A 21,998-nucleotide genomic window follows, 5' to 3' on the forward strand; every position below is an offset into this window, starting at 1 on the left:
GGGCTTTGCCCTTCCGTTGTGTACATATTAACTCTGAATGCGAATAATAGCAAGCCGCTAAATGTACAGAAGATACGTGAAAAATGTTCGGCAGGTGTTGTGTATTATATGCCGCCTATATGAGGTTCGGCAGCCCCTCCGCAGAAGGGCTGCCCGCTGGTTTACTTGCTCTTGCGTCCCGCCTCGTAAGCCGCCGTGAGCGCCTCCTTGATCTCCCAGACGGCGACCTCGAAGAAGTCATCGTCGTCCTTCATGCGGGTTTCGAGGTCACCCCGCTGTTCCACGCTTATGATGTGGGAGAAGGCGATGCCGGTGATGACCTTATCCACCCCGGTCAGGCTGTCGAGGTGCGCCATTCGCAGTTCCGCCTTTGCCTTGCCGAGGGCTGTCTGGAGGTTGATCAGGCAGGTCTCCTTCGGGATGCCGTAGATCTCCGCGCAATCCTCATCGGTCATCTGCTCGGTGGCAGTGATGCCGTTCTCCAGCATCTTGATCTTCTCCTCGATTCTCTGCTTCTTGGTCATGTTTATGTCCTCCGTGTTTTTATTCCGGTGGGCTTTCCGCCCTTCCGTTGTACCCATATTAACTCTGAAAGCACATTATATCAAGCCACTAAAACTACAGAAGATACGTGGGAAATGTGTGGCGGGTGTTGTGTATATTACTTCGTAGTAGTCAAATAGTTGGTTTGATAAATCACAGTTCACTTGACAGACCTTTCCCAATTTGATATAATGTAAGCAAATTATTGAGCAACTTGGAGGTCAACATGGATGAGAAAAAACTAAACCCATTTGAGATATTGAAACAGTATTCATCATATGGTCATAATAGTGGTGAACGTTATCAGGCCCATGTTTTGGGCACAACATGTGACAAGAATAATTATAACGCGATTCTCTTTGTTTGTTTACAGATTGATGTCAATCGAAATTATGCAGAAATCATCATAGAGGGAGATGCACAGTATTTCAATTACAGTTTTAAATCCTCTTATTCAACCGACAATAGTGCATTCAAATTGATAAACAGAACACTTATCATTAAAGGAACAGATAAATTCGGCAACAACATAACACTTGAAATAACTGAAAAATGAGTGCGGAACGGAGGTATGTGTCTTGGTACACTAACCTCCGTTTTTTACTATCAGTCCTATTATCCTATCTGCAGTTCAATATCAATCGTCGAGAGGAATCGGCATCAGGATGTTGCCGACCAGTACGAAATCGTATGCCTGCCGGAAGAACTCCGTGTATTTCTCGGTCAGCTCCTGCGGCAGGTCGGTGAAGTCATCCTCGCCCAAACCGCAAAGGAAGAACGTACCCTTGATGACACCGTAGCCTTTGATTGGGCGGTTCCATTCCTGCTCCGGATGGTAGAGGGCTTCCTCCTCGCACACCAGTGCGACCGGATCATCGAAGGGGTAAATCGCCTGAATGTATCCGCCGACCGTCTGCTGCAGGCTGTCAAGCTCTCCGCTGATCTCCTTTGCGTAGGGGCGCTTTCCCGGTTCAACAACTAAAATGTTCATGTGAATGCTCCTTTGTGTTTATTCCGCTTCTCTTGCGGTAGTGACATATTAACTCTGAACCGAGGATATATCAAGCATTATCGGCAAAATAAATGTGACAAACATCGCGGCGGAAATGCCGCTGAATTGTACATCGCACAAGAGCCGTACACGTGCGCTGTGTGGGGCTGGTTACCGAAAGGGATACCGTTTGGAGGATATCCGTCCCGCGCCACACGTTGCAACGTGGCGGCTCTGTGCGCCTTATTCTTCGCCTTCGTACTTCTCGTGGATGATGCCGAGAATCTTGTCCTGTTCCTCACGTCCGACGCCGATGCTTTCAAGTGCCTCACGCGTTCCGCAGTCGGGGCAGATCGGGCTGTTATCCACGCGGGAAAGGGCTGGTCGGGCGGTATACGCCTGCCCGCATTTCGGGCAGATGCGCGGCTCGTTGTTGCGGTCTTTCATCGCTGTACCTCCTTTGCGCTGATTTCGTAGGCGGCATCGAGGAACTTGGTATCGAAGCCGAAGTTCCGGTAGCCTTCCTCGCAGGTGCGGATGTAGGCAAGCGACGGAATGCCGAGGCTGCGTTCCTCATGCATGATGTATACGAAGGCGGTCAGCTTCTTGGTCTTGCCACTTGCCAGCTTCACCGGCAGGCGGACTTCCTTCTTGTAGTAGAAGGTCGGGCAGCCCTCGTAGGCATCCAGCCGTTTCTCGTCGGCTGCGGTGACCTCCCAGACCGCAATCGGAACGATGCCGTTCTTCTTCGGTTCAATGGTCAGGTACGCGCCTGTCTTGCTGCCCTTGTAAAGCAGCTCGTAATCGGGAATCACCGTGATCCCGATGGGCTTTGCGCCGGGGCAGCGGTACCGCATCTGGCGGATGTTCAGGTTCGAGCCGTAGGCAAGGTAGTACTTCTTTTCCATGTCAATCGTCCTTTCCGAAGGAAGTCTCCTTCTACCACCCTGAGCCGCCCGTAGGCGGCAGGTGGGGAAAGGCGGCAGTTACTTTTCCGCCTTGCCCAGTTCGTATGCCTTGCGGAGCATCTCTCGGATGCCCCAGACGCTCACCTCCGGGAAGTCATCGGTGTCGTTCCAGCGGGTGTCCAGCCCGCCGCGCTGTTCCAGTGCGTAGTCCGCTTTCATTGCGATCTGCTCCAGCTTCTTGTCGGTTTCCGTTCCCCATTCGATGTTGCTCATTGCTCGTTCCTCCGTGTTTGTTTTTCCGGTCGTTTTCCGTTCCGGTAGTCACATATTAACTCTTTTCGGGGAGAATAGCAAGCCGCTAAATGTACAAAACATCACGGGGGAAAATGTGCCATTCTTTGTGTAGTATATGCCTTGCCGTTGTTTGCGCCGTGCGCGCCCGTGTGCGGGCTTTTTCCGAAAGGGGCAGTTACTTGGAGGATACCCGTCCCGCCCCACACGGGGCGCTGTGGGCGACTGTTTCGCCGCCCTTGCCCGTGGCGGCAGACCGGTTAAGGTCTGCCGAATCGGAAGGCGTTGTCGCCGGTAAGGTTCTGCGTCAGGGTTTCTCTTGCGGTGGCGAACTCGTCGCCAATGAAGCCCATTCTCATCAGCCAAGTCCGCATCGCGAACTTTTTGTTTTCTTTCTGCTGTTCCTTCGGGCTTGCGCTGCGCAGGTCTTTTGCCATCTGGCTCATTGCGAGGCAAAGCTGAATGTAGCTCTTGAGCTTGCCTGCGTGAAGCCCGTTCTGCTTGCCGCCTGCGGGCTTGTCGAACTGGAAAAGGCGGAATTCAATCGTGCCCTTTGTGAAGGTGGCGTGGAGGTTCAGCATATGGTAGCGGCTGTCGTTGTAGTGGTGGGTTCTGCCGTAGTCGCATCCCTGTGCGCCGTACCAGATGTCTGCAAGCTGCGCCATCGTGGTGGGCTTCTTTTTGTTGAGCTGCTGCAGGAAATTCGGGTTTACCGTTCTGCAGTAGCGGTTCATTCGGCTGCTGTCAACCTTGATTGCTTCGGCGATCAGCGTTTCGTGGCTTGCCATCAGGTTTGCGAGGTTTCTCAGGCTCTGCGGTGTGTGTCCCGCTGCGCCGATGTGAATGTGAACTCCGCAGCCCCTTGTGTAGTCGCTCTTTGCGCCCGCCTTGCGAAGGCGTCTGATCAGCTCCTGCAGGGTTTCGATGTCCGCGTAGTGCAGGATCGGTGTGACCAGTTCGCACTTTTCGCTGTCCGGTCCGCTGATGCTGCAGTCGCGCTGGAATTTCCACTCGCGTCCCTGCGCGTCCCAAGCGCTGTAGGTTTCGTAGCCGTTGCGGTGTGCGGTGTACTCGCTGCGGTTTGTTCCGAAGAACTCGGCGGCGAGCTTTGCGGCAGCCTTGCGGGTGATGTTGTTCATCTCAACCTCAACCCCGATCGTCTGCTCCTTCATTCTGTTGATCTGTGCCTGTGTCTTTGCGTTCATGGTGGTATCCTCCTGTTTGGTTTTTGGTGTGTTTTCCCTTTCGGTAGTCACATATTAACTCTAAACCGAGGATATATCAAGCCGCTAAAACCACAGAAATACGAGGAAAATACAGCCTTGATGATTGTGTATTTTACATTCTTGACACACTTGATTTTCTATGGTAATATTGGGTACGATGGAATAGGTTCTCACATTTTCCGGCGCCCCCGGAGGCTGTAAAATCAGCCGCCGGAGATGACCTCGAACTCGTCTGCGCCTTCGATCAGCGCAAGGCTTCTGCCGTTGTCCCACTTCATATGAATGTTGCCTGCATCGTCGATGATCGCAACCGTTCCGGTTGTTCCGGGCGGCACGGGCGCGATGTCGTCCGCCATGCGAATCAGTCGGATGCGTGTACCTACGGGATAACGCTCGCGCAGCGCCTGAAGCTGTCTTTCATTCGGAAATTGCATCGTTTTCTTCCTCCTCGCTATTCTGAGCATCACGCTTTGCCTTCTGCTTCGCTTCCCAGCGCTCACGCTCCGCTTCATTGCGGAATGCGGTATGCCCGGAAAGGTTCTCCATCAGGCGCTTGCGGTCTGCCTTGCAGTCTTTTCCGTTCAGCCCAAGGCGGATCAGCCAGACGCGGAGCGAATACTTCTCGTTGCTGTCATCGACATCCTTTGCCTGAACACGCTTCTGGGTAATTGCCATCTTGTTCATAGCTGCGGCAAGCTTCATGAAAGTCTGCACATGCTCAGCATCCTGTGCCTGACCGAAGCCGTCGAAGGTGAGCTTGTCATCATCGAAGGATATTCCCATCAGCGGAGTACTCATCTCACCCCATTCCCTAACATATGAAATCAATTCATTCACACTCCGGAATACCTTCTCATCAAGGATCGAATCCACCAGTTCCTTGTCTGCAAAAAATGTACCGCCGGTTGCTTTGGAGATCAGAGGTCCGCGGGAGTGGATCATACAGATCAGATTTGTGAGGGACTGTACTGTATGCGCATTCAGGGAAAAAGAGATTCTTGTGCAAAGATACTCATCTGATTCAGATTCCGCATTTTTGTAAACTGAATCCCGGCTTTCATCCATATCGCTTTCCGGAATGATCTCAGGCTCCGATTCTGACACTTCTGCAGGCGATTCTTCGATGAAGGGCGGCTCATCTTCAAGCTGTTCATCATCACCCCATTCTTCTGTGGTTTCAGCCGCAAGACTGATTTCCGGAGGTGTCTCCACATGTGTATCGTCTTCGCTGATCAGCGCACCGATCATACCTTCTTTTGTAAGAATGCCGATAATCAGTTCATCTGCATCATTCGTTGTTGTCAGTTCGCCGTCTTTCTCAACCGTGAATTCCCCGACTTCAAAAGCGCATCTCGGTACAAAGGTATATCTCGCTTTCTTCCTCGTAAGCTCTTCCAGTCTCTTTACCAGTTCTTTGCGGTTTGGAATCTTCTGTGCATAAGTTTTCATATGTGTACGCTCCTTTTTCATTATTGCCGTCCAACCGTCCTATACGGTCTTCCCCGGCGGTAGTCACATATTAAGCTATTTTGCTGATAATATCAAGACTGTAAATCGGAGAATGTAAGGGGCTATATTGCCCATGTGATTGTGCATAGTACAGAATCTGAAATGCCGAACAGCTTACTTAGTATCAGTTCGTTCACAATTTGCTGCAGCGGCGGTACAGATATCAGTCATCGGCTTCAGAATCATTTTCATCAGTAGGCATCTCTGCAACAGCTTCCTCGTATGACAGCTTCTGCCCATCACGGAGTACATATGCGACCTCGGCGGTCTGCTTCTCCCGACACCATGCGAGGTATCGCTTCACGATGACGTCCACGAATTTTGGGTCAAGCTCGATTCCACGGCAGACACGGTCTGTCTCACAGCAGGCGATCAGCGTTGAGCCAGAGCCGAGGAACGGGTCGAGAACGATACCGTTTGTCATGGTGCTGTTCTTGATCGGATATGCCATCAGCGGGATGGGCTTTGTGGTCGGATGGTCGGGGCTGCTTTTCGGCTTGTCATATTCCCAGACAGTTGTCTGCTTGCGGTCGGCGTACCACTGATGCTTGCCCTTCTGCTTCCAGCCGAACAGACACGGCTCGTGGATCCACTGATACGGACTGCGTCCAAGCACCAACGAATTCTTCTTCCAGATACAGCAGCCGGAAAGCTGGAATCCTGCATCCTTGAATGCCTTTCTGAAATTCAGCCCCTCGGTGTCGGCATGCCATACATAGATGCTGCCGTCATCTGCAAGGCTGTCATACATACACTTATAGGCAGAGAGCAGAAAGTTATAGAAATCGCTGTCGCTCATGTTGTCGTTCATGATCTTGCCGGCGGTCTCCTCAACGTCCACATTGTAAGGTGGATCCGTCAGGACGAGGTTTGCTTTCTGTCCTTCCATAAGCTTTGTGTATGTCTCCGCGACTGTGCTGTCGCCGCAGATCACACGATGCCTGCCGAGTATCCAGATATCTCCCGGCTTGGAGAAGGTCGGTTTCTGAAGTTCCTCTTCCACATCGAAGCTGTCCTCTTTGACCTGCTTATCGTGTACCTGATTGAAAAGCTGCTCGATCTCCGGCGGGTCAAAGCCGGTCTTACCGAGGTCGAAATCGCTGCTCTGAATATCCTCCAGAAGTTCAGCGAGAAGGTTCTCGTCCCACGCGCCTGTGATCTTGTTAAGTGCAATGTTCAGCGCCTTCTCACGGACCTTGTCGATGTCCACCACAGCACACGGTACTTCCGTATAACCGAGCGCCGTCGCTACGGTCAGTCTTTGGTGTCCGCCGATGATCGTCATGTCGGCATTGACAACAAGTGGGTCGGCAAAGCCGAATTCCTCTATGCTGTTTTTTATTTTCTCATATTCTTTATCTCCGGGCTTCAGCTTTTTACGCGGGTTGTATTCCGCAGGCTTCAGCTCCGAAACAGGAATCATACGCAGTTCTGCTGTTTTCATCTCATTCCTCCCGTATATACATCTGCCGCAGCTCTGCGGCTCTTTTGGTGTTCGCATCTTTCAGCACCGTGACATCACGGAGCGTTTCTTCACTCAGAGGCTTGCCCTTCAGCTTTTCGGCAAGTGACCGGTACTTGCGGATACTCCGGCGGAGTGCTGCATCGGTCACAGACACGATATACGCTTTGCCGCAATAGTCACAATTGAAGAAGCTGTATTCGATCTCTCCCTCACGCTGCGTTTTCGGCTCCGGCACAAAGGCACAGCCGCAGGCATCGCAGCGGACATTCTGTTTTGTCATATCGGTCTGCCTCCTTTGAGTCTGAGTATCCGCTGATTGCGGCTGCCGCGGAACTGAAGCGAGATATCCTTCTGTTCCAGCAGGAACGGCCCGTCCACAAGCACATCAACATAACGGAGAATTTCATTGTTCCGAAGTATCTCGTAAGTGTATCCGGAGAACAGCCAGGTGTCCGAATTCGGACACTCCATCTTTACCCGTTTCAGAAACGGTATAAGCACACGCTCGTTTTCTTCCTCGCATGGTTCACCGCCGAGAACAGAAAGTCCCTGTATCCAAGAAGGACGCAGGGATTCGATGATCTCATCTTCAGTTTCCTTTGTGAAGGGCTTCCCGTACCCGAAATCCCATGCCTCTGGATTATGACAGCCTTTGCAGTGATTCCGGCACCCGGATACAAACAGTGACACACGCACACCGTAACCGTTGGCAATGTCGTTTTTATTCAGACCGCAGTAATTCACAGGTGCATCACCCGATCCTTGATCTCAGCGGTGCGCCCCTGATTCCAGAACTGCGTTCCAAGGTAACCGCAGGTGCGGCGGCATACATTCAGTGTCCGCTGATCGCGGTTGCCGCAGTTCGGGCATTCCCAGATCAGCTTGCCGTCCTCCTCGGTGATCTGTATCTCGCCGTCATACCTGCAGACCTGACAGTAATCAGATTTCGTGTTCAGCTCAGCATACAGGATGGTTTCGTAGATATGCCGCATCAGCGCCAGTACCGCTGGGATGTTGTTCTGCAGATTCGGTACTTCCACATAGGAGATTGCACCGCCGGGAGAAAGCGCCTGAAACTCCGCTTCAAAGGTCAGCTTTGAAAACGCATCGATCGGCTCGGTGACATGAACGTGATAGCTGTTTGTGATATAGCTTTTATCCGTCACATGAGGAATGATGCCGTGCCGCCTTTGCAGACATTGTGCAAATTTGTATGTGACGCTCTCCATCGGTGTGCCGTACAGCGAGAAGCTGATATTAGTCTCGGCTCTCCATTTGCTGCACTTGTCATTGAGAAATCTCATGACCGCAAGAGCGAAGGTCTTACCGTCCGGCTCTGTATGTGAACAGCCTGTCATGCGGTATGTCATCTCTGCGATGCCTGCATAGCCGAGGGAGATGGTGCTGTAATTGTTGTACAGCAGATCATCAATGATCTCGCCGTCCTTCAGTCTTGCCAGCGCACCGTTCTGCCAGAGGATCGGTGCAACATCGGACGGCGTTCCTTTGAGCCGTTCGTGCCTGCACATGAGAGCCTTACGGCACAGTTCGCAGCGTTCATTCAGAAGCTGCCAGAACTTATTCTCGTCACCGCCTGCGCTGCAAGCGATATCCACAAGGTTGATGGTTACAACACCCTGATTAAAACGCCCGTAATACTTGTGATCGTCCGAAGGCGTGAGAAAACTTCGGCAGCCCATGCAGGCATACACATCACCCTTCAGCTGTTTCATCACCTTGGCGGAGATGTAGTCGGGAACCATGCGCTTTGCCGTACACTTGGCGGCAAGCTCAGTCAGGTAGTAATATTTTGTTCCGGGTTGGATATTGTCTTCATCGAGAACATAGATCAGTTTCGGGAATGCTGGTGTGATCCAGACACCCTTTTCGTTTTTCACACCTTCGATACGCTGAAGCAGCGTTTCTTCGATGGTGAGCGCTAGGTCATCTCTGGTCTGTCCCTCCGGCACCTCGTCCAGATACATGAACACCGTTACGAACGGCGTCTGTCCGTTGGTGGTGAGCAGCGTATTGATCTGGTACTGAATGGTCTGCACGCCGCGCTTGACTTCCCGGCGTACTCGCTTCTCAACGATGTGGCTGATCTCATCCTCAGACAGTTTGCAGCCGCAGTCGCAGTTCACATCCTCGAATACTTCAGCTCGTATCTTCTGCCTGCTGACATCCACGAAAGGCGCAAGATGCGCCAGTGATACAGTCTGACCGCCGTACTGATTCGATGCGACCTGCGCAATGATCTGCGTTGCGATATTGCAGGCGGTCGAAAAGCTGTGCGGCTTCTCGATCATTGTACCGGAAACCACTGTGCCGTTCTGCAGCATATCCGCCAGATTGACCAGACAGCAGTTGTGCATCGGCTCAGCGATATAGTCCAGGTCGTGAACATGGATGATACCCTCATCATGAGCGGCGATCACATCTGCCGGGAACAGGAAGCGCCGACAGATGTCTCTGCTGACTTCGCCTGCCATATAGTCCCGTAGCGTGCTGTTGATGATCGGGTTCTTATTGGCGTTCTCCTGTTTTGCCTCCTCGTTGTTGCGTTCGAGCAGGCTCAGGATCTTGCCGTCTGTGGTGTTCATCCTGCGCTGCTGTTCATGCAGCAGTCTGTATTCGCTATAGTGCCGTGCAAGTTTGTACGCTTCGGCCTTGTCCAGTTCATCGAGAACCATGTCCTGGACTTCTTCGACATGGACAGGTCTTGCAAGGGCGCTGCAGCGTTTTTCTACATTACTGACAATGAATCCGATCACGGTATCGCTGATCTTGCCATCGACCTCTGCGTTTGCAGCTGTGATCGCGGCACGGATCTTTTCGCAGTCGTAGGGAACCTCACACCCGTTTCTTTTTATAATTTTCATATCGCATCCACCTCATTCTCCATATCAGCTTCTGATTCAGCCAGCAGATCATCGCAGGTTTTGTTCAGGTTTTTTCTGCACTGTGCGTTCAGTATTTCATACACAGCAGATCTTTCGTCATCGGTAAGCTCTATTGCATACATATCCTCATTGTCATCTGAATCTGAATTCCTGACGATGAAGTTTATACAGTTATCCACACAGCCTTGCTGATTGTTACCGAGAAATTTACTGATACCGATATAAAAATCATACCAGCCGTCATGATCCACTTCACCGTTTCGTCCGTCAATCGGATACATAGGAAGATATCCTTTTTCAAGACGAATACGATCAGCCATCTCAACAAGTGTTTTTGTTGCTGTGAGCATGAACTCTACGGTCGGAAAACGGTATGGGTAAGTATCATTGATCTGATCACTACTGTATACAATCTCAGCTTCGGGATCTATAAGTATTGCGTTATGAATAAAGTTTTCTGTCAGTGTCACTTATCTGTCCTCCTCTGTGCCGGACACTCTCCGGCGTATGGACAATTCATGCAGTTTCTGATACTGCACCTTCCTGTACGAGAAAACATTATACGAATCAGTGCTGCATTGCTTACGGCTAGAAATGCCAGAAGCACCCAGTTCAGAATAGCAAGCATCATGTTCACTTCCTCCTTATCATTTTTAATTACACTTATCACGAAAAGCTCTGGTCCTGCACCGACCTGAGCAGTATTTTTTTGACCGCCCGGTTTTCGGCTGTCTCAGTTTTTCACCGCACACCGGGCAGCGGTTGTTCTGCTTGCACCAGATAGAATAATTTGCTTTTACCAGTGTTCCGTCTCCTGCCAGACCGTTCATTCTGCAGTATAAATGGACCTGATCAACATTGAGTCCCAGACTGTTTGCGATTGCCTTATATCCAATGCCATCCATACGCATGGACCTGATCTGTCTCTTCTGAGCATCAGTCATATCTTCACCGCCTTCAAATGTACCATTTTTGTAAGTTTGGGGTATCCACACGGGCTCCGCCAGGAAATGAATCAGAATGCGTTTCACCATTAAAAAGCACTGTTTTATATCAATTTTTGTCGTAAAATCGCTGTTTTAGAATGCAATTTGTAACGAAACTCAGTAATAAGATTATCAAAATCACTTCTCCGCAACGGCATATCAAAATGCGCGATAAATCAATGTTTCCTGACTCATGAAACGATTCTGCAAGGCAGTCAGAATAATCTGGAAATAGTTCTTTGGATACCCACCCCTTGCAATTTCGCGGTTTTTCACACGAGAGGGGCCGACGGTCTTGTGCTGCCCTCATTTTAGAGATTTCGACCCGCCCCCGGAGGGGCGCCCCAGCCCCAGGCCCCGCCCCATAGGTACACCCCTGAGCCACAGTCAATACTTGTACTCAGGGGTGTGATCCTCGTTTCGGGTCTTGATGCTGTGGTGACGATGGCAGAGGCTCTGCCAGTTGCTCTGATCCCAGAAGAGAACACTGTCTCCTCGGTGCGGCTTGATGTGATCGACATCGGTCGACTTGACGTAGCGGCCTTGCTTCAGGCACTCCACACACAGCGGATGTGTTTCAAGGTAACGCTTGCGTGCTTTGTTCCATGCAGTGCCGTAGCCTCGACTGCCTGCTGACCGTGTCTCCTCCGGGTGGAGGGAACGGTGCTTGTCACAGTACTTCGTACCGTAGGGAACGAGTGCCGCACAGCCGGGATGCCGGCATGGTGTGTTCGGTCTGCTTGGCATTGTCTCTGTCTCCTCTCTGTCTTTGTGTTTGGTAAGGGGCGGTCAGCCCCGCAAATGGTGTGTTGGTCGGTCTGAGCAACGTCCCTCATATACTGTCGTGGGAATGCCGAAATTTTCGGTATCATATTCAAAAAAATTCAGTTTTTTTAAATTTCCCACGGAAGCCCCGATTTTCCGAAGTGTCCGTATGCAGAAACCTTGTTATAATCAACATCGAGTAGACCGAGACTCTCGATAATCCCTCTCGGTGTGAGGTCGTAGTTCTCACGGACATACTGGTTGATAAACTCCGCATCCTGATGCTCTGTTCCGAAGGTCTCCACATACACGGACACAGGTTCGGCCACACCAATGGCGTATGCGATCTGCACTTCTGCCTTGTCTGCATATCCAGCACTGACGATATCCCTTGCGATCTTGCGGGCGGCATACGCACCGCTGCGGTCAACTTTAGTCGGATCCTTGCCGGACATCGCACCGCCGCCAATGTGTCCGATTCCGCCGTAGGTATCGCAGGCGAGTTTGCGTCCGGTCACGCCGCAGTCTGCAAAAGAGCTGCCGAGAACGAATCTGCCGGTCGGATTGACCAGTTTCTCAAAGTCAGTATTCAGTCCGTACTCTGTCGCTGTTCTCACCATCAGCTTTTCAATGATCGGTCTGAAATCCTCAACATCCACATCGCGGATATGCTGTACCGAACAGAGGAAGGTCGTGATCCTGCCGCTGTCATAATCAAAGCTGACCTGCGCCTTGGCATCGGCTTTCAGCATGCGGCAGGGGTACGCTTTCAAAAGTTCCAGAAATCTGGTTGCGATCACATACGGGATCGGGAGCAGTTCCGGCGTTTCATTGGTCGCATAGCCGTACATCATGCCCTGATCTCCGGCACCGCCGGTATTCACACCGAGGGCGATATCGTTACTCTGATGATCGACCAGAATCGCAATGTCCAGATCATCGGAGGTGAAGTCCAGCTTATAGTCAAGTCCGGCATCGCTGTTCTCTGCACCGCCGTTGTTGATGCAGTCAAACACCTGCTGCACCAGAGCCTTGTAGTCCGGCTCATGGGTACTGGTCAGCTCACCTGCAATGACAAGGCATCGGTTCTTGAAAAGGCACTCGATCCCAACACGGCTGTCGCGGTCATGCTGAAGGCAGTCGGTCACAATTGCATCTGCGATCTGGTCACAGATCTTGTCGGGATGTCCTGCTGAAACTTGTTCACTTGTAATGATTCTCATATTATTTTTCCTCCTGATTTTTCTTTTCAAATACGCACAAGAGTGTGCAGAATACATCCGAGCTTTCCAGCACCGTAGTCTGTGTAAGCTCAAATTCCGGATTCTTATCCAGCTTTTCGTTGATCACATCTGCGATTGTCTTACCGTATTCCTTGTTGACGGTACCACGCAGAATTGCTGTTCTCTGCATAATATTTACCTCCATACCTTGACACCTGTTGCCCCTGCCACGTTTGTAGCACTCACATAGTTGGCATTTGCAACAGATGCCCACAGTTTTTTCTCGATATTACTTCATTTTCACTATCTCTGTAGCACTTGTAGCATTCCGTTCCATAACTTTTCCTATATTCTTCTTTATAGTAATATTTATATATTCACTTGCTACATTTGCTACATAAAATAGAATATATAAAGATATATATACTAGAAACAATAGAAAACTACAGAAGAAAGGCGCTTTTCAGCTTATGCGCCGGCCATAGGTCATCACTCCTCATCGTCCAGAGGTACGAGATCCATTCCCGGTTCTTCTCCGCTTACCCAGGTGACATCGTTCACAAGTGACAGCGGATTCATATTGCCGGTCGTTGTCTGCTTCCACGGTCTGCGCTTGACAACGAGATATTCCAGAGAGAGCCGCTTATAGAAATTCTGAGAACTCTCATACTTGCATCCGTTGTCGCTGCACCATGTCTTGTAGTGACTGTATACCGCCGAGGCCTTGATCTCCGAGCCTTTTTCCTTTTTCAGGCACTGACGCATAAACTGCGCGATGCGGTCGGACTCCACACGATACTCCTCGGTAGCAGCCTTCACTTCCTCCGGCTCGTCAAGCCCCTCTGCCTTGTACAGGCGATAACCCTCGATACACCAGTTCAGGATGCCGGAGAGGTTCTCCGGCTGCATCAGTGTAGTCTTCAGCGTCTTGTCCTGTTCGTGGTCCTCGAAATGTCGGGTAAACGGAATGATCTTCAGTCTGCCGGATTCAAACAGTGTGCGTTCAGTGACATTGGGCAGATGGTTGGTGTCGATGAAGATCTTCGCCTGCATATGGAATTCAAAATATCCCTCGTACAGAAAACGTGCTGTGATGCTGCCATTACCGGTGAGCTGCTTTGTCAGTGAGGCATTGATCGTCAGCTTTTGCTCCATTTCGGAAATGCCGACAAATCTTGCGCCGGCGAGACGTGCGACATCATCAGAGGAACCGTTGGACTGCCCGCGGAAATAGTTTGTGGCAAGCATATCCGGCTTGGCAGAACGGCCGTATTCTCCCATAACACGCAGGATCGTTTCGATGGTCGTGGTCTTGCCGTTTCTGGTCGTAGGGCCGAACATGATGAACAGACATTCCAGCGATGTATCGCCGGAGAGCGAGTAGCCGATTGCTTTCTGAAGATAGCGTGCAACATTCTTTCTGCCGACCATGACCTCATCCACAAACTGGATCCAGCGCGGGCAGACAGCATTCGGGTCGTAATTGATGTGGCTGATCTTCGTAATGAGGTCCTTTGGGTCATGCTCATGAAATTCCAGTGTCCGCAGATCGAGGGTGCCGTTCTCAAGGTTCAGTAGATAGACATTCGCATCAAAAGCGGACATCCTGATCGGATACACAGACTTTGCGTCCTCCACCATCGTCTTGCGGTTCTTTCGCATCTGGAGCTTCTGAACTCGCTTGATATATCTGTTGCGGGTGTCCTCGTCCCTGATCTGCAGTGCAAACGTATACAGCAGATCGGCGAGGTGCTTTGCAAGCTCGGCTACGGCGAGAGCATTTTCGTCCGGCTGCCAGACCTTGCCGTCATAGACATACCAGACATTGCGGTCGCCGTTGAACCGTGCGATGGGTTTGAAATAATCGGCGAAAGCGTTGCCGATGCCGATCTCGTCGCGCTGATAGCGCGGATTCGTATGCGGCTGCATTTCGTCAAGTTTGAGGGTGATGCGGGAGAGATCGGGACGGAAACCTGCGTGTTCCTCCACTTCTTCTTCGTCCAATGCTTCAAAGTCATCCTCCGCCGATGTGTCGAAGATCGGTGTATAGATCTCAGATGTCGATGCGATGGCATTACGGATGGTGATCTGACCGTAAGTTCTGTCACCGGTCATACGATCCCACTTGTCACGCATCAGACCCGATGAACGGAAGATACGGTCGATCTGCTCCTCCACATTGCCGCACCAGAAGCAGAGCATGGAAACAAACGCCATATCTGCATCAGATTGCGAATCATAGCCTTCCTCCCAGTGTCCCTCATAAAGCGCTTTGAACTTGTCACCGGAAGCAGAGGCAGATGCGTGCGCGATGACACCCTCGTCATCCAGATAGGATGCAGGCTCGATGGTCTTATTTGATACACGGGTGCTGCGCTTCATGAAGGTGTCGAGCAGATTGCGGAGCGTATCATCGTCACGCTCGACTGTGCCGGGGCGGAACATATCACCTGTGACCGTCACAAAGCGGTTGGTCGTTCCGGGCAGATAGACCTCCAGACCGTGCTTACGGTTGTTGATGTAGTACACTGTCTTATCGTAGGCGAAGTCGGGGCTGAGTTTGAAGAAGCCACGCAGTCCGGTTCCGGAGGGAGAGCGTTCAAAATATGCTGTGCTGAAGATACCGAGAATGGATGCTGCCACATCATTCAGGCTTCCGTCCTCACGGATACAGTGGTCAATATCAATGGCACCAATGCCCTCGCTGACACGATAACCGATACCGTCCCAGCCGCCGATGGCGTATGCCTTCATCGCGGTCTTGAAGTCGGTGAAGGTGTCCGGCTCGTTTGTTTTGGCCATCTGTCTTGTTCTCGGGTCATAAGGCACCTTGGTCGGTCTGCCGCTGCGTTTTTCCAGTTTCCAGACACAGAAGGATGCCGACTGCTTCAGTGCGTCCGGGATATTTACAAAATTTACAGGCATTCGGGATGTCTCCTTTCAAGGAAAAGCTGTGCAATGACAGCGGTTTCAATACGGTTCATCGCATCGGCATCCGAAATATGCCCTGCATAGCTGCGGAGCGCATGCTTGCTGACAGTCGTTAGCTGCTCCGCAAGGATCATGGACGGATCCAGATGCTGATGAAGATCGGAAATACTGTCGGGGAACAGATGCGTATGGCACGGCAGCTCCGGCTTTTTCAGATGCCGCGTCATGGGAACGATATTGACCGTGTCGGCGTGTGCGTTGCCCATATCATTCGAGAGAATGATCACAGGACGAATGCCGCCCTGCACGCTGGAATCCGGATGACTGCCAAGATCCGCAAACCAGATGTCACCGCGCTGCGGTTTGTGTTCAGTTGTGTGATGCTGCACCGGCGCAGTGATATATTTTCTCGGATCGAAGCCGAGCCCTCTGTGGTATTCTGTTTTCAGGCGTTTATTCTTACGCGCCATAGTTTTCACCTCCGTGGTCTGCGGCGTAACCGAATTGTCGCCGCTTTGCCGTCTTTCTGTCGTCAAATAGAGATAGATCATACTGCATGTATAAGGTTACAATCTTGCCTTGACTGCTGAAATCAGCTTCTCCTGCGTCACATCCTTTGAAGCAAGCGCTTTCAGGACATCATCATCTACAGTGTCTTTTGTTACGATGTGGTGGATGGTCACAGTGTTCTGCTGGCCCTGACGCCAGAGTCGGGCGTTGGTCTGCTGATACAGTTCCAGACTCCACGTCAGTCCAAACCAGATCAGGATGTGACCGCCGGACTGAATATTAAGTCCGTGTCCTGCCGATGCAGGGTGTATGAGAGCGACCGGAATGTTTCCTGCATTCCAGTCTGTGATATCGTCGGAATCCTTAATATCCCTCGGAGCATAGCCGCAGGCGGTCAGATGCTCTATAATTCGGGTGCGGTCATGCTTGAACCAGTAACCGATCAGCACAGGCTGTCCGTTTGCCGCTTCGATCAGGTCTTCCAGCATTTCCAGCTTTCTGCTATGAATGTTGCGTGCTTCCTTGTTTTCGTCATAGACAGCACCGTTTGCCATCTGAAGCAGCTTATTACTGAGACTCGCAGCGTTGGCGGCATCAATATCTCCGTCCTCAAGCGGGATGATAAGGTCATGCTTCAACTGATCGTAGAACTTTCGCTCCACTGTATTCATCTCGACCTCATGATTGACATACACGCATTCAGGCATATCCAGATAGTCCAGTGCTTTCATAGAAATGGTGATGTCGGAGATCTTCTGATATATCTGTTCCTCCGCACCGGGACGGGGTGTATATGAGAACACCACACCTGTGCTCGGATTCATGCTTCCGGGCTTGAAGTAGCTTTCGCGAAATCTGCCTATAAACCGACCGAGCCGTTCGCCGCCGTCAAGGATACCGATTTCTGCCCACAGATCCATGAGACCGTTGGATGTCGGCGTTCCTGTCAGTCCGACCCATCGTTTCACGAACGGACGTACCTTCCGCAGCCATTTGAATCGCTGTGACTGATAGTTCTTGAAGGAACTCAGCTCGTCAATGACGATCATATCAAAATCCCAGCGGAGACCGTTTTTCTCATAATACTCTACAAGCCATTTCACGTTCTCACGATTCACGATGTAGATGAAAGCATTATGATTGACCGCTGCGGTGCGATCCTTAACGCTGCCGACAATGACAGATATTTCAAGATTCTGCAAGTGATCCCACTTCTTTACCTCGGCGGGCCATGTGTCACGGGCGACTCTGAGGGGCGCGATCACAAGCACCTTGTTCACTTTCAGCTCGTCAAACATCAGAGCGTTGAGGGCTGTGAGCGTGATGATCGTCTTGCCGAGTCCCATGTCCAGAAATAATGCTGAAACAGGATGCTCCCGGATATATTCGATGCAGTATTTCTGGTAGTCGTGCGGTGTGTATTTCATCCGGTATCATCCTCCTCCAAATTATAGAATTCTGCCAGATCATCGGGGTCAATCGGTTCCAGTGTCTCTCCGAAATCATCCATCTCAGACGGAAGCGTTGTGATCTCCAGATCGGGTATTTTCGCACCAATGCCCTCCGGAAAGGGCTCGCCGGGTGTCCATGCAAGGATCGCATCAATGCACGGTTTGATCTGATACAGCTTGTCGATGCAGAGAACGGGAAAGCCCAGCTTCATCAGCTGATGCCGTCTTTTTCTCTGCAGCGGGCGCATCATTTTGCCCGGCGCTTTCAGCTCGACAAACACTGTCTTTGCAGGAAAGAACAGAACGAGTCTGTCCGGCAGCCCGTTCGCTGTCTGCGATGTCAGCTTATATGCCACACCGCCTGCAGACTTGACTGCCTTGACAAACTCATTCTCAACAACATATTCTCTCAATGTCTGCCGTCCTTCCAGTATTCGCACCAGCCGGACGGGAACGGCGTATGATGACAGTTTCCATAGAAACGGCAGTTCTCACAGCACTGGTCGTCTACATACAGTTCCTCGTCACTGTGGTCGTAATCGTCATAGCCGCCGCGGGTATAATTACAGATCTCCGGCACAGGATATCCGCGGCGTTTCCTGCGTGTCTTATATCCTTTTCTGTCTTTCCATGTTCTGCTCATGCGTTGATCTCCTTCCACTGTGTTTTCGGCATGGTCGCTACCTGCCAGCCGATGCCTTCCAGCGCAGTGGCTCTGTCGTAGGACTCTACATCCTGCGAAGCCCGCGTGATGGCATTGCTCAGGCCGTAGAGGGAGAGGTCGCCGCCCTTGATGAGATAATTCAGGATACTATCCTGTTCCGGCTGGTTGAGGTCATAAGCCTTGCCGGTCAGTTCGATGACATCCTGAACTCTGCCGGTGATCTTCGCACCGTGGCTCTGCTCCAATACACCGACGATCTGAGAAAACCTTGCTTCTTCGATTGCGGCAAGAGTTGTGTCACGGAGCTTCAGCATAAATGCGTGGTCTTCCGCTTCAAGCGTTTCATCTGTATAGATATTGAAGCTGTCTTCCAGAGCCTTTGCCGCTCTGCCCACATGGGTACGGCGTTCGCCCATACTGTTGACCACCATACCATTGGTGCAGGCAAGCGTATAAACAAGCGGCTGCACGGAAACTGCGCCGAGTCCGACTTCGGAATTGGAAATGATAACACCTGCCTGAACTCTGTCTCCGACACAAGCCATTTCAAGGCGATGATTGACGATCTTCAGATACAGCTTGTTCTCCGTGACTTCGCAGCTCATGACCTCCATGCCGTCCTGTCCTGCGAACAGCGGCAGTACCGCCGATGCAATCTCCAGATTGTCGATGCGGCGGTAACGGTCGGAAAGGAGCGCACGGGCGACCTGACCACTGCCGTAATCAAGGGTACGCACCATATAGCTGTTGCCATTATCGGAGAACCATGCGTTCACATTATCTGCCAGAAGCTCCGGCTTCTGTTTCTGCATCATGTCATAATATCTCGCTGGGATACCGAGTGCCGATGCCACCTGACGATGAAAAAGCTGTGTTGTGCCAAAGCTGTGATCGTCTCCGATGCGGAAGGTGCTGCCGTCCTCGTCCAGACTGAATGCCTCTGCCGCACCGATATAGTCCTGCTTTGCTGCATTCTGACGCTGAAGCTCTGTCAGAACCTCCGGTAATGCTCGTCCCTGTTTCATAGAAAAATCCTCCTAGTCTTTGAAATAATAATTGCCTGTATATCCGGCAGAGGACAGCGGAAGGCCGTCCGCCCATGCCGGATTCTGATTCATGATATCGCACACATCATCGACAGTGTATTGTCCTTTCGGCACTTCGAGAATGACCTCATCGTGTACATGTCCGACAATGCCGAGCCCTACAAGCTCCATCCGGCGCATTGCTTCTGCAAGCAGGTCACGGGCAGTCGCCTGTGTGATGTTCTCTGTCAGCTTGCCGGAATAGGTTTCACCGCGTCTCCATTTGTTGTTTGCGCCGAGTCCTTCAAAGGTCAGTGCCATGCGTCCGAAACGATTTGGCTGTAATTTCGGTTTGATGTAGGCAAGCCTGCGACCTGACGGCAGCACGATCCACAATGTATTTGCTGAGAACTGAAAACCGATCCTGCCAACGGTTTTGTCCGTATGGTCATTTACTGTTTCGATCGCCGCTTTTTCCACGGCATACCAGAATTTCACGATCTCCGGGTTTGCGTCACGCCAGCTTGAAATGATGTCTGGAAGTTCATCCTCTTTCAGTCCCATATCCAGTGCGCCCATTGAGATCAGCGCACCGCTGCCGCCTCCGTAACCACAGGCAAGCTCTGCAACTTTGCCTTTCTGCCGCAGTTCGCCGTTGATGCCGTGCTTCACAACCGGAACGCCAAACATTTGCGAGGCAGATGCACAGTAGATATCCTCGCCGCGGACAAAGGCATCCAGCCGCCATTGCTCTCCGGCAAGCCATGCAAGCACACGAGCCTCGATAGCAGAGAAGTCAGCCACGATAAACTCACAGCCATCTTTCGGAATGAGCATCGTGCGGATAAGCTGTGACAGGATATCCGGCGTATTGCCGTACAGCGCTTCGATCATATCAAAACAGCCCATTTTGACCAGTTCTCTTGCTTCATCGAGCGTCGAGATGTGGTTCTGCGGAAGATTCTGCAATTGAATCCCGCGTCCTGCCCAGCGCTGTGTACGGTTCGCGCCGGAGAACTGAAACAGTCCGTGCGCTCTGCCGTCCTGACAGATGTATCTCTCTGCCGCCTGATACTTCTTCACAGAGGACTTTGCCATCTGCAATCGCAGCTTCATCATATCCAGAGCTTCACCGTCTGCGCTGTGCTTGTCGAGGTCTGTGATAAGAGAAGCGACATTCTTTTTGCCGAGGGAATCCACCTCAATGCCGCGCTCCTCAAGCCAGCCCTTCAGCTGAGATACGGAGTTGGGATTTTCAAGTCCTGTCAGGGCGTAGGCGCGTTTTGTCATTTCTTCGGACATTGCCATATTGCAGATGATCGCCTGCTGTACCAGTTCCTTATCGATCAGGATGCCGCGGTCATTGATGCGCTGATCCATATGGTAGTAGTCCCATTCCTGCGGGAGCAGGGGGAACTTTTCAAGTCTCCGGCGAATATCCCGCTCGGTTTCCACGTCCTGTATGCAGTAGCTTTTGAACAGCTTCCAGTCATCGGGAGCATGCTCCGGCAGATTCCTTGTTCTGCCGCCGTTTGCTTTGGTGGGCTTACAGGGCAGAGAGAAATAACGGATCAGGCGCTCACCGACGGCGTCCTTCTGCTGTGCGGTCTTCAGAGCCTGTGCCGCAGTTGCCAACTTCAGCGGCAGGGACAGCGATGCCGCCCACACCATCGTGCATTGCCAACTGTCCGGGGAAAGCTGTGTGCCGAGATATTTTGAAAGACAGGTACGCTCAAACTGTGCGTTCCATGCCGATTTGATAATACTGTCATCCTGCAGTGCATCCATAACATCCGTAGGGAGCTGCTCGCCGCAGGCCATATCCACGCATTGTGTTTCTTCATCGTCAAATGCATATGCGAACAGCAGGATATGGAAATCACCCTCAACATAGCGGTACACACCGCAGTTCGGGAGGTCAACATTCGAATAGGTCTCTAAGTCGATGGAAAGTACACGTCTGCTCAATAATGATCACCACCTTGTGTATGTAAAAGGGAGGACACGCCTCCCTTGTCTCAGTTCAGAAAATCCATATCATCATCGTCAAGCTCGTCGGCATCATCGCCCTCGACCTCCACAAAATCGGATGCCGCAGTCGGTCTGCCGGCAAGGCGCTCACCGTGACGGACAAGCTGAATGTTCTGGAGTCCTGCTGCAATGCCCTTGTTACCGGATGCTGCAAAACCGTAGAAGTTGACGCTGACATTGCAGTAATCGCCGCTGCCGCATTCCATCGGGTCGAGAATCGGCTGCACATGGCGGTCAACGATCTGCGGTGCGTCCTTACTGGTCGCATTGAAGAAGAAATGACCTGCGTAGTTCTCGTCATCGGGGCGGTCAATATCGCCGTCATGCATGGGCAGTTTGAGATTTGCGGGGATCTTGCCGCTCCACTTCTTCTCCTTGGCAGCTTCCTTCGCAGCCTCGATCGCTTTCTTGATCTTGGCGAGGGTAGCCTTGTCATCCTTGGGGATCAGCAAAGAGACGGAATACTTTTCATCGCTGCCGTTGATGCTCTTGGGCTCCCAGATGTTTGCAAAAGAGATGCGGCAGGGCACGATGACCTTCGTTGCGGGTGCTGTATTGTTGTTTGCCATTGTTTTT

The 21,998-nt window shown here is 51.5% G+C and carries 26 protein-coding genes; 1 reads left to right on the forward strand and 25 read right to left on the reverse strand.

Annotated elements, in window-relative coordinates; genetic code table 11:
- Window positions 1-161: 161 nt before the first annotated feature.
- Window positions 162-524 (reverse strand): DUF6900 domain-containing protein, encoded by a 363-nt coding sequence (locus tag RF007C_RS17730; protein ID WP_051456546.1) that lies wholly within the window; start codon window positions 522-524, stop codon window positions 162-164.
- A gap of 245 nt (window positions 525-769) precedes the next feature.
- On the opposite strand from RF007C_RS17730, the gene RF007C_RS05780 reads away from it, so the two are divergent.
- Window positions 770-1,099: a hypothetical protein gene (locus RF007C_RS05780; RefSeq protein ID WP_037298054.1), complete on the forward strand. Its 330-nt coding sequence runs from the start codon at window positions 770-772 to the stop codon at window positions 1,097-1,099.
- Window positions 1,100-1,180: 81 nt separating this feature from the next.
- On the opposite strand, the gene RF007C_RS05785 is transcribed toward RF007C_RS05780, so the two are convergent.
- The 24 genes from RF007C_RS05785 to RF007C_RS05900 form a co-directional block, all read right to left on the reverse strand.
- Window positions 1,181-1,534 carry a DUF3846 domain-containing protein gene (locus RF007C_RS05785; RefSeq protein ID WP_051456547.1) on the reverse strand — a complete coding sequence of 118 codons (354 nt, stop codon included), beginning with the start codon at window positions 1,532-1,534 and terminating at the stop codon, window positions 1,181-1,183.
- Between the two features lie 243 nt (window positions 1,535-1,777).
- Window positions 1,778-1,981, reverse strand: a complete 204-nt coding sequence (locus RF007C_RS05790) for a hypothetical protein (RefSeq protein WP_024860231.1) — start codon at window positions 1,979-1,981, stop codon at window positions 1,778-1,780.
- The gene (locus RF007C_RS05795) at window positions 1,978-2,442 is read right to left on the reverse strand and encodes a gamma-glutamylcyclotransferase family protein (RefSeq protein WP_037298056.1); all 465 of its coding nucleotides are present in this window, start codon (window positions 2,440-2,442) and stop codon (window positions 1,978-1,980) included. The genes RF007C_RS05790 and RF007C_RS05795 overlap by 4 nt, the downstream gene beginning before the upstream one ends.
- Before the next feature lie 78 nt (window positions 2,443-2,520).
- A complete protein-coding gene (locus tag RF007C_RS05800; RefSeq protein WP_037298059.1) occupies window positions 2,521-2,715 on the reverse strand; it encodes a DUF6900 domain-containing protein in 195 nt (64 codons plus the stop codon).
- 278 nt (window positions 2,716-2,993) lie between these two features.
- Window positions 2,994-3,938 (reverse strand): amidoligase family protein, encoded by a 945-nt coding sequence (locus tag RF007C_RS05805; RefSeq protein WP_037298062.1) that lies wholly within the window; start codon window positions 3,936-3,938, stop codon window positions 2,994-2,996.
- 224 nt (window positions 3,939-4,162) lie between these two features.
- A complete protein-coding gene (locus RF007C_RS05810) occupies window positions 4,163-4,471 on the reverse strand; it encodes a DUF4314 domain-containing protein (RefSeq protein WP_343203230.1) in 309 nt (102 codons plus the stop codon).
- Window positions 4,377-5,408 (reverse strand): hypothetical protein, encoded by a 1,032-nt coding sequence (locus RF007C_RS05815; RefSeq protein ID WP_037298067.1) that lies wholly within the window; start codon window positions 5,406-5,408, stop codon window positions 4,377-4,379. The genes RF007C_RS05810 and RF007C_RS05815 overlap by 95 nt, the downstream gene beginning before the upstream one ends.
- 223 nt (window positions 5,409-5,631) lie before the next feature.
- Entirely contained in the window at window positions 5,632-6,912 is a 1,281-nt protein-coding gene (locus RF007C_RS05820; RefSeq protein ID WP_051456548.1) for a site-specific DNA-methyltransferase, read from the reverse strand.
- Window position 6,913: 1 nt separating this feature from the next.
- On the reverse strand, window positions 6,914-7,213 hold the full coding sequence (locus RF007C_RS05825; protein ID WP_037298070.1) for a hypothetical protein: 300 nt from the start codon (window positions 7,211-7,213) through the stop codon (window positions 6,914-6,916).
- Entirely contained in the window at window positions 7,210-7,677 is a 468-nt protein-coding gene (gene nrdG / locus RF007C_RS05830) for an anaerobic ribonucleoside-triphosphate reductase activating protein (protein ID WP_037298073.1), read from the reverse strand. The genes RF007C_RS05825 and nrdG overlap by 4 nt, the downstream gene beginning before the upstream one ends.
- Complete coding sequence (gene nrdD, locus RF007C_RS05835) at window positions 7,674-9,815, reverse strand: anaerobic ribonucleoside-triphosphate reductase (protein WP_037298076.1); 2,142 nt, start codon at window positions 9,813-9,815, stop codon at window positions 7,674-7,676. The genes nrdG and nrdD overlap by 4 nt, the downstream gene beginning before the upstream one ends.
- Window positions 9,812-10,306, reverse strand: a complete 495-nt coding sequence (locus tag RF007C_RS05840; RefSeq protein ID WP_037298079.1) for a hypothetical protein — start codon at window positions 10,304-10,306, stop codon at window positions 9,812-9,814. Before RF007C_RS05840 ends, nrdD begins: the two co-directional genes overlap by 4 nt.
- A gap of 183 nt (window positions 10,307-10,489) precedes the next feature.
- Complete coding sequence (locus RF007C_RS05845) at window positions 10,490-10,780, reverse strand: hypothetical protein (RefSeq protein WP_051456549.1); 291 nt, start codon at window positions 10,778-10,780, stop codon at window positions 10,490-10,492.
- A gap of 429 nt (window positions 10,781-11,209) precedes the next feature.
- Window positions 11,210-11,569 (reverse strand): HNH endonuclease, encoded by a 360-nt coding sequence (locus RF007C_RS05850; RefSeq protein ID WP_037298081.1) that lies wholly within the window; start codon window positions 11,567-11,569, stop codon window positions 11,210-11,212.
- A 146-nt stretch (window positions 11,570-11,715) separates the two neighbouring features.
- Window positions 11,716-12,810: a methionine adenosyltransferase gene (gene metK / locus RF007C_RS05855; protein ID WP_037298084.1), complete on the reverse strand. Its 1,095-nt coding sequence runs from the start codon at window positions 12,808-12,810 to the stop codon at window positions 11,716-11,718.
- Between the two features lies 1 nt (window position 12,811).
- Window positions 12,812-13,000, reverse strand: coding sequence for a hypothetical protein (locus tag RF007C_RS05860; protein ID WP_037298087.1), 189 nt, complete (start codon window positions 12,998-13,000; stop codon window positions 12,812-12,814).
- Window positions 13,001-13,299: 299 nt separating this feature from the next.
- Window positions 13,300-15,735, reverse strand: a complete 2,436-nt coding sequence (locus RF007C_RS05865; RefSeq protein WP_051456550.1) for a phage/plasmid primase, P4 family — start codon at window positions 15,733-15,735, stop codon at window positions 13,300-13,302.
- Entirely contained in the window at window positions 15,726-16,211 is a 486-nt protein-coding gene (locus tag RF007C_RS05870; protein WP_051456551.1) for a type II toxin-antitoxin system PemK/MazF family toxin, read from the reverse strand. The genes RF007C_RS05865 and RF007C_RS05870 overlap by 10 nt, the downstream gene beginning before the upstream one ends.
- Before the next feature lie 96 nt (window positions 16,212-16,307).
- Window positions 16,308-17,678 carry an SNF2-related protein gene (locus RF007C_RS05875; RefSeq protein ID WP_037298089.1) on the reverse strand — a complete coding sequence of 457 codons (1,371 nt, stop codon included), beginning with the start codon at window positions 17,676-17,678 and terminating at the stop codon, window positions 16,308-16,310.
- Entirely contained in the window at window positions 17,675-18,115 is a 441-nt protein-coding gene (locus RF007C_RS18235; RefSeq protein ID WP_343203231.1) for a VRR-NUC domain-containing protein, read from the reverse strand. The genes RF007C_RS05875 and RF007C_RS18235 overlap by 4 nt, the downstream gene beginning before the upstream one ends.
- Window positions 18,112-18,345, reverse strand: coding sequence for a hypothetical protein (locus RF007C_RS05885; RefSeq protein WP_037298092.1), 234 nt, complete (start codon window positions 18,343-18,345; stop codon window positions 18,112-18,114). The genes RF007C_RS18235 and RF007C_RS05885 overlap by 4 nt, the downstream gene beginning before the upstream one ends.
- Window positions 18,342-19,391 (reverse strand): DUF932 domain-containing protein, encoded by a 1,050-nt coding sequence (locus RF007C_RS05890; RefSeq protein ID WP_037298095.1) that lies wholly within the window; start codon window positions 19,389-19,391, stop codon window positions 18,342-18,344. The genes RF007C_RS05885 and RF007C_RS05890 overlap by 4 nt, the downstream gene beginning before the upstream one ends.
- Before the next feature lie 12 nt (window positions 19,392-19,403).
- On the reverse strand, window positions 19,404-21,359 hold the full coding sequence (locus tag RF007C_RS05895) for a DNA polymerase (protein ID WP_037298097.1): 1,956 nt from the start codon (window positions 21,357-21,359) through the stop codon (window positions 19,404-19,406).
- 50 nt (window positions 21,360-21,409) lie between these two features.
- The gene (locus RF007C_RS05900; RefSeq protein ID WP_037298099.1) at window positions 21,410-21,991 is read right to left on the reverse strand and encodes a DUF2815 family protein; all 582 of its coding nucleotides are present in this window, start codon (window positions 21,989-21,991) and stop codon (window positions 21,410-21,412) included.
- Window positions 21,992-21,998 lie beyond the last annotated feature (7 nt).

It is taken from the genome of Ruminococcus flavefaciens 007c, assembly GCF_000571935.1.
In the GTDB taxonomy this organism is placed as follows: Bacteria; Bacillota; Clostridia; order Oscillospirales; family Ruminococcaceae; genus Ruminococcus; species Ruminococcus flavefaciens_F.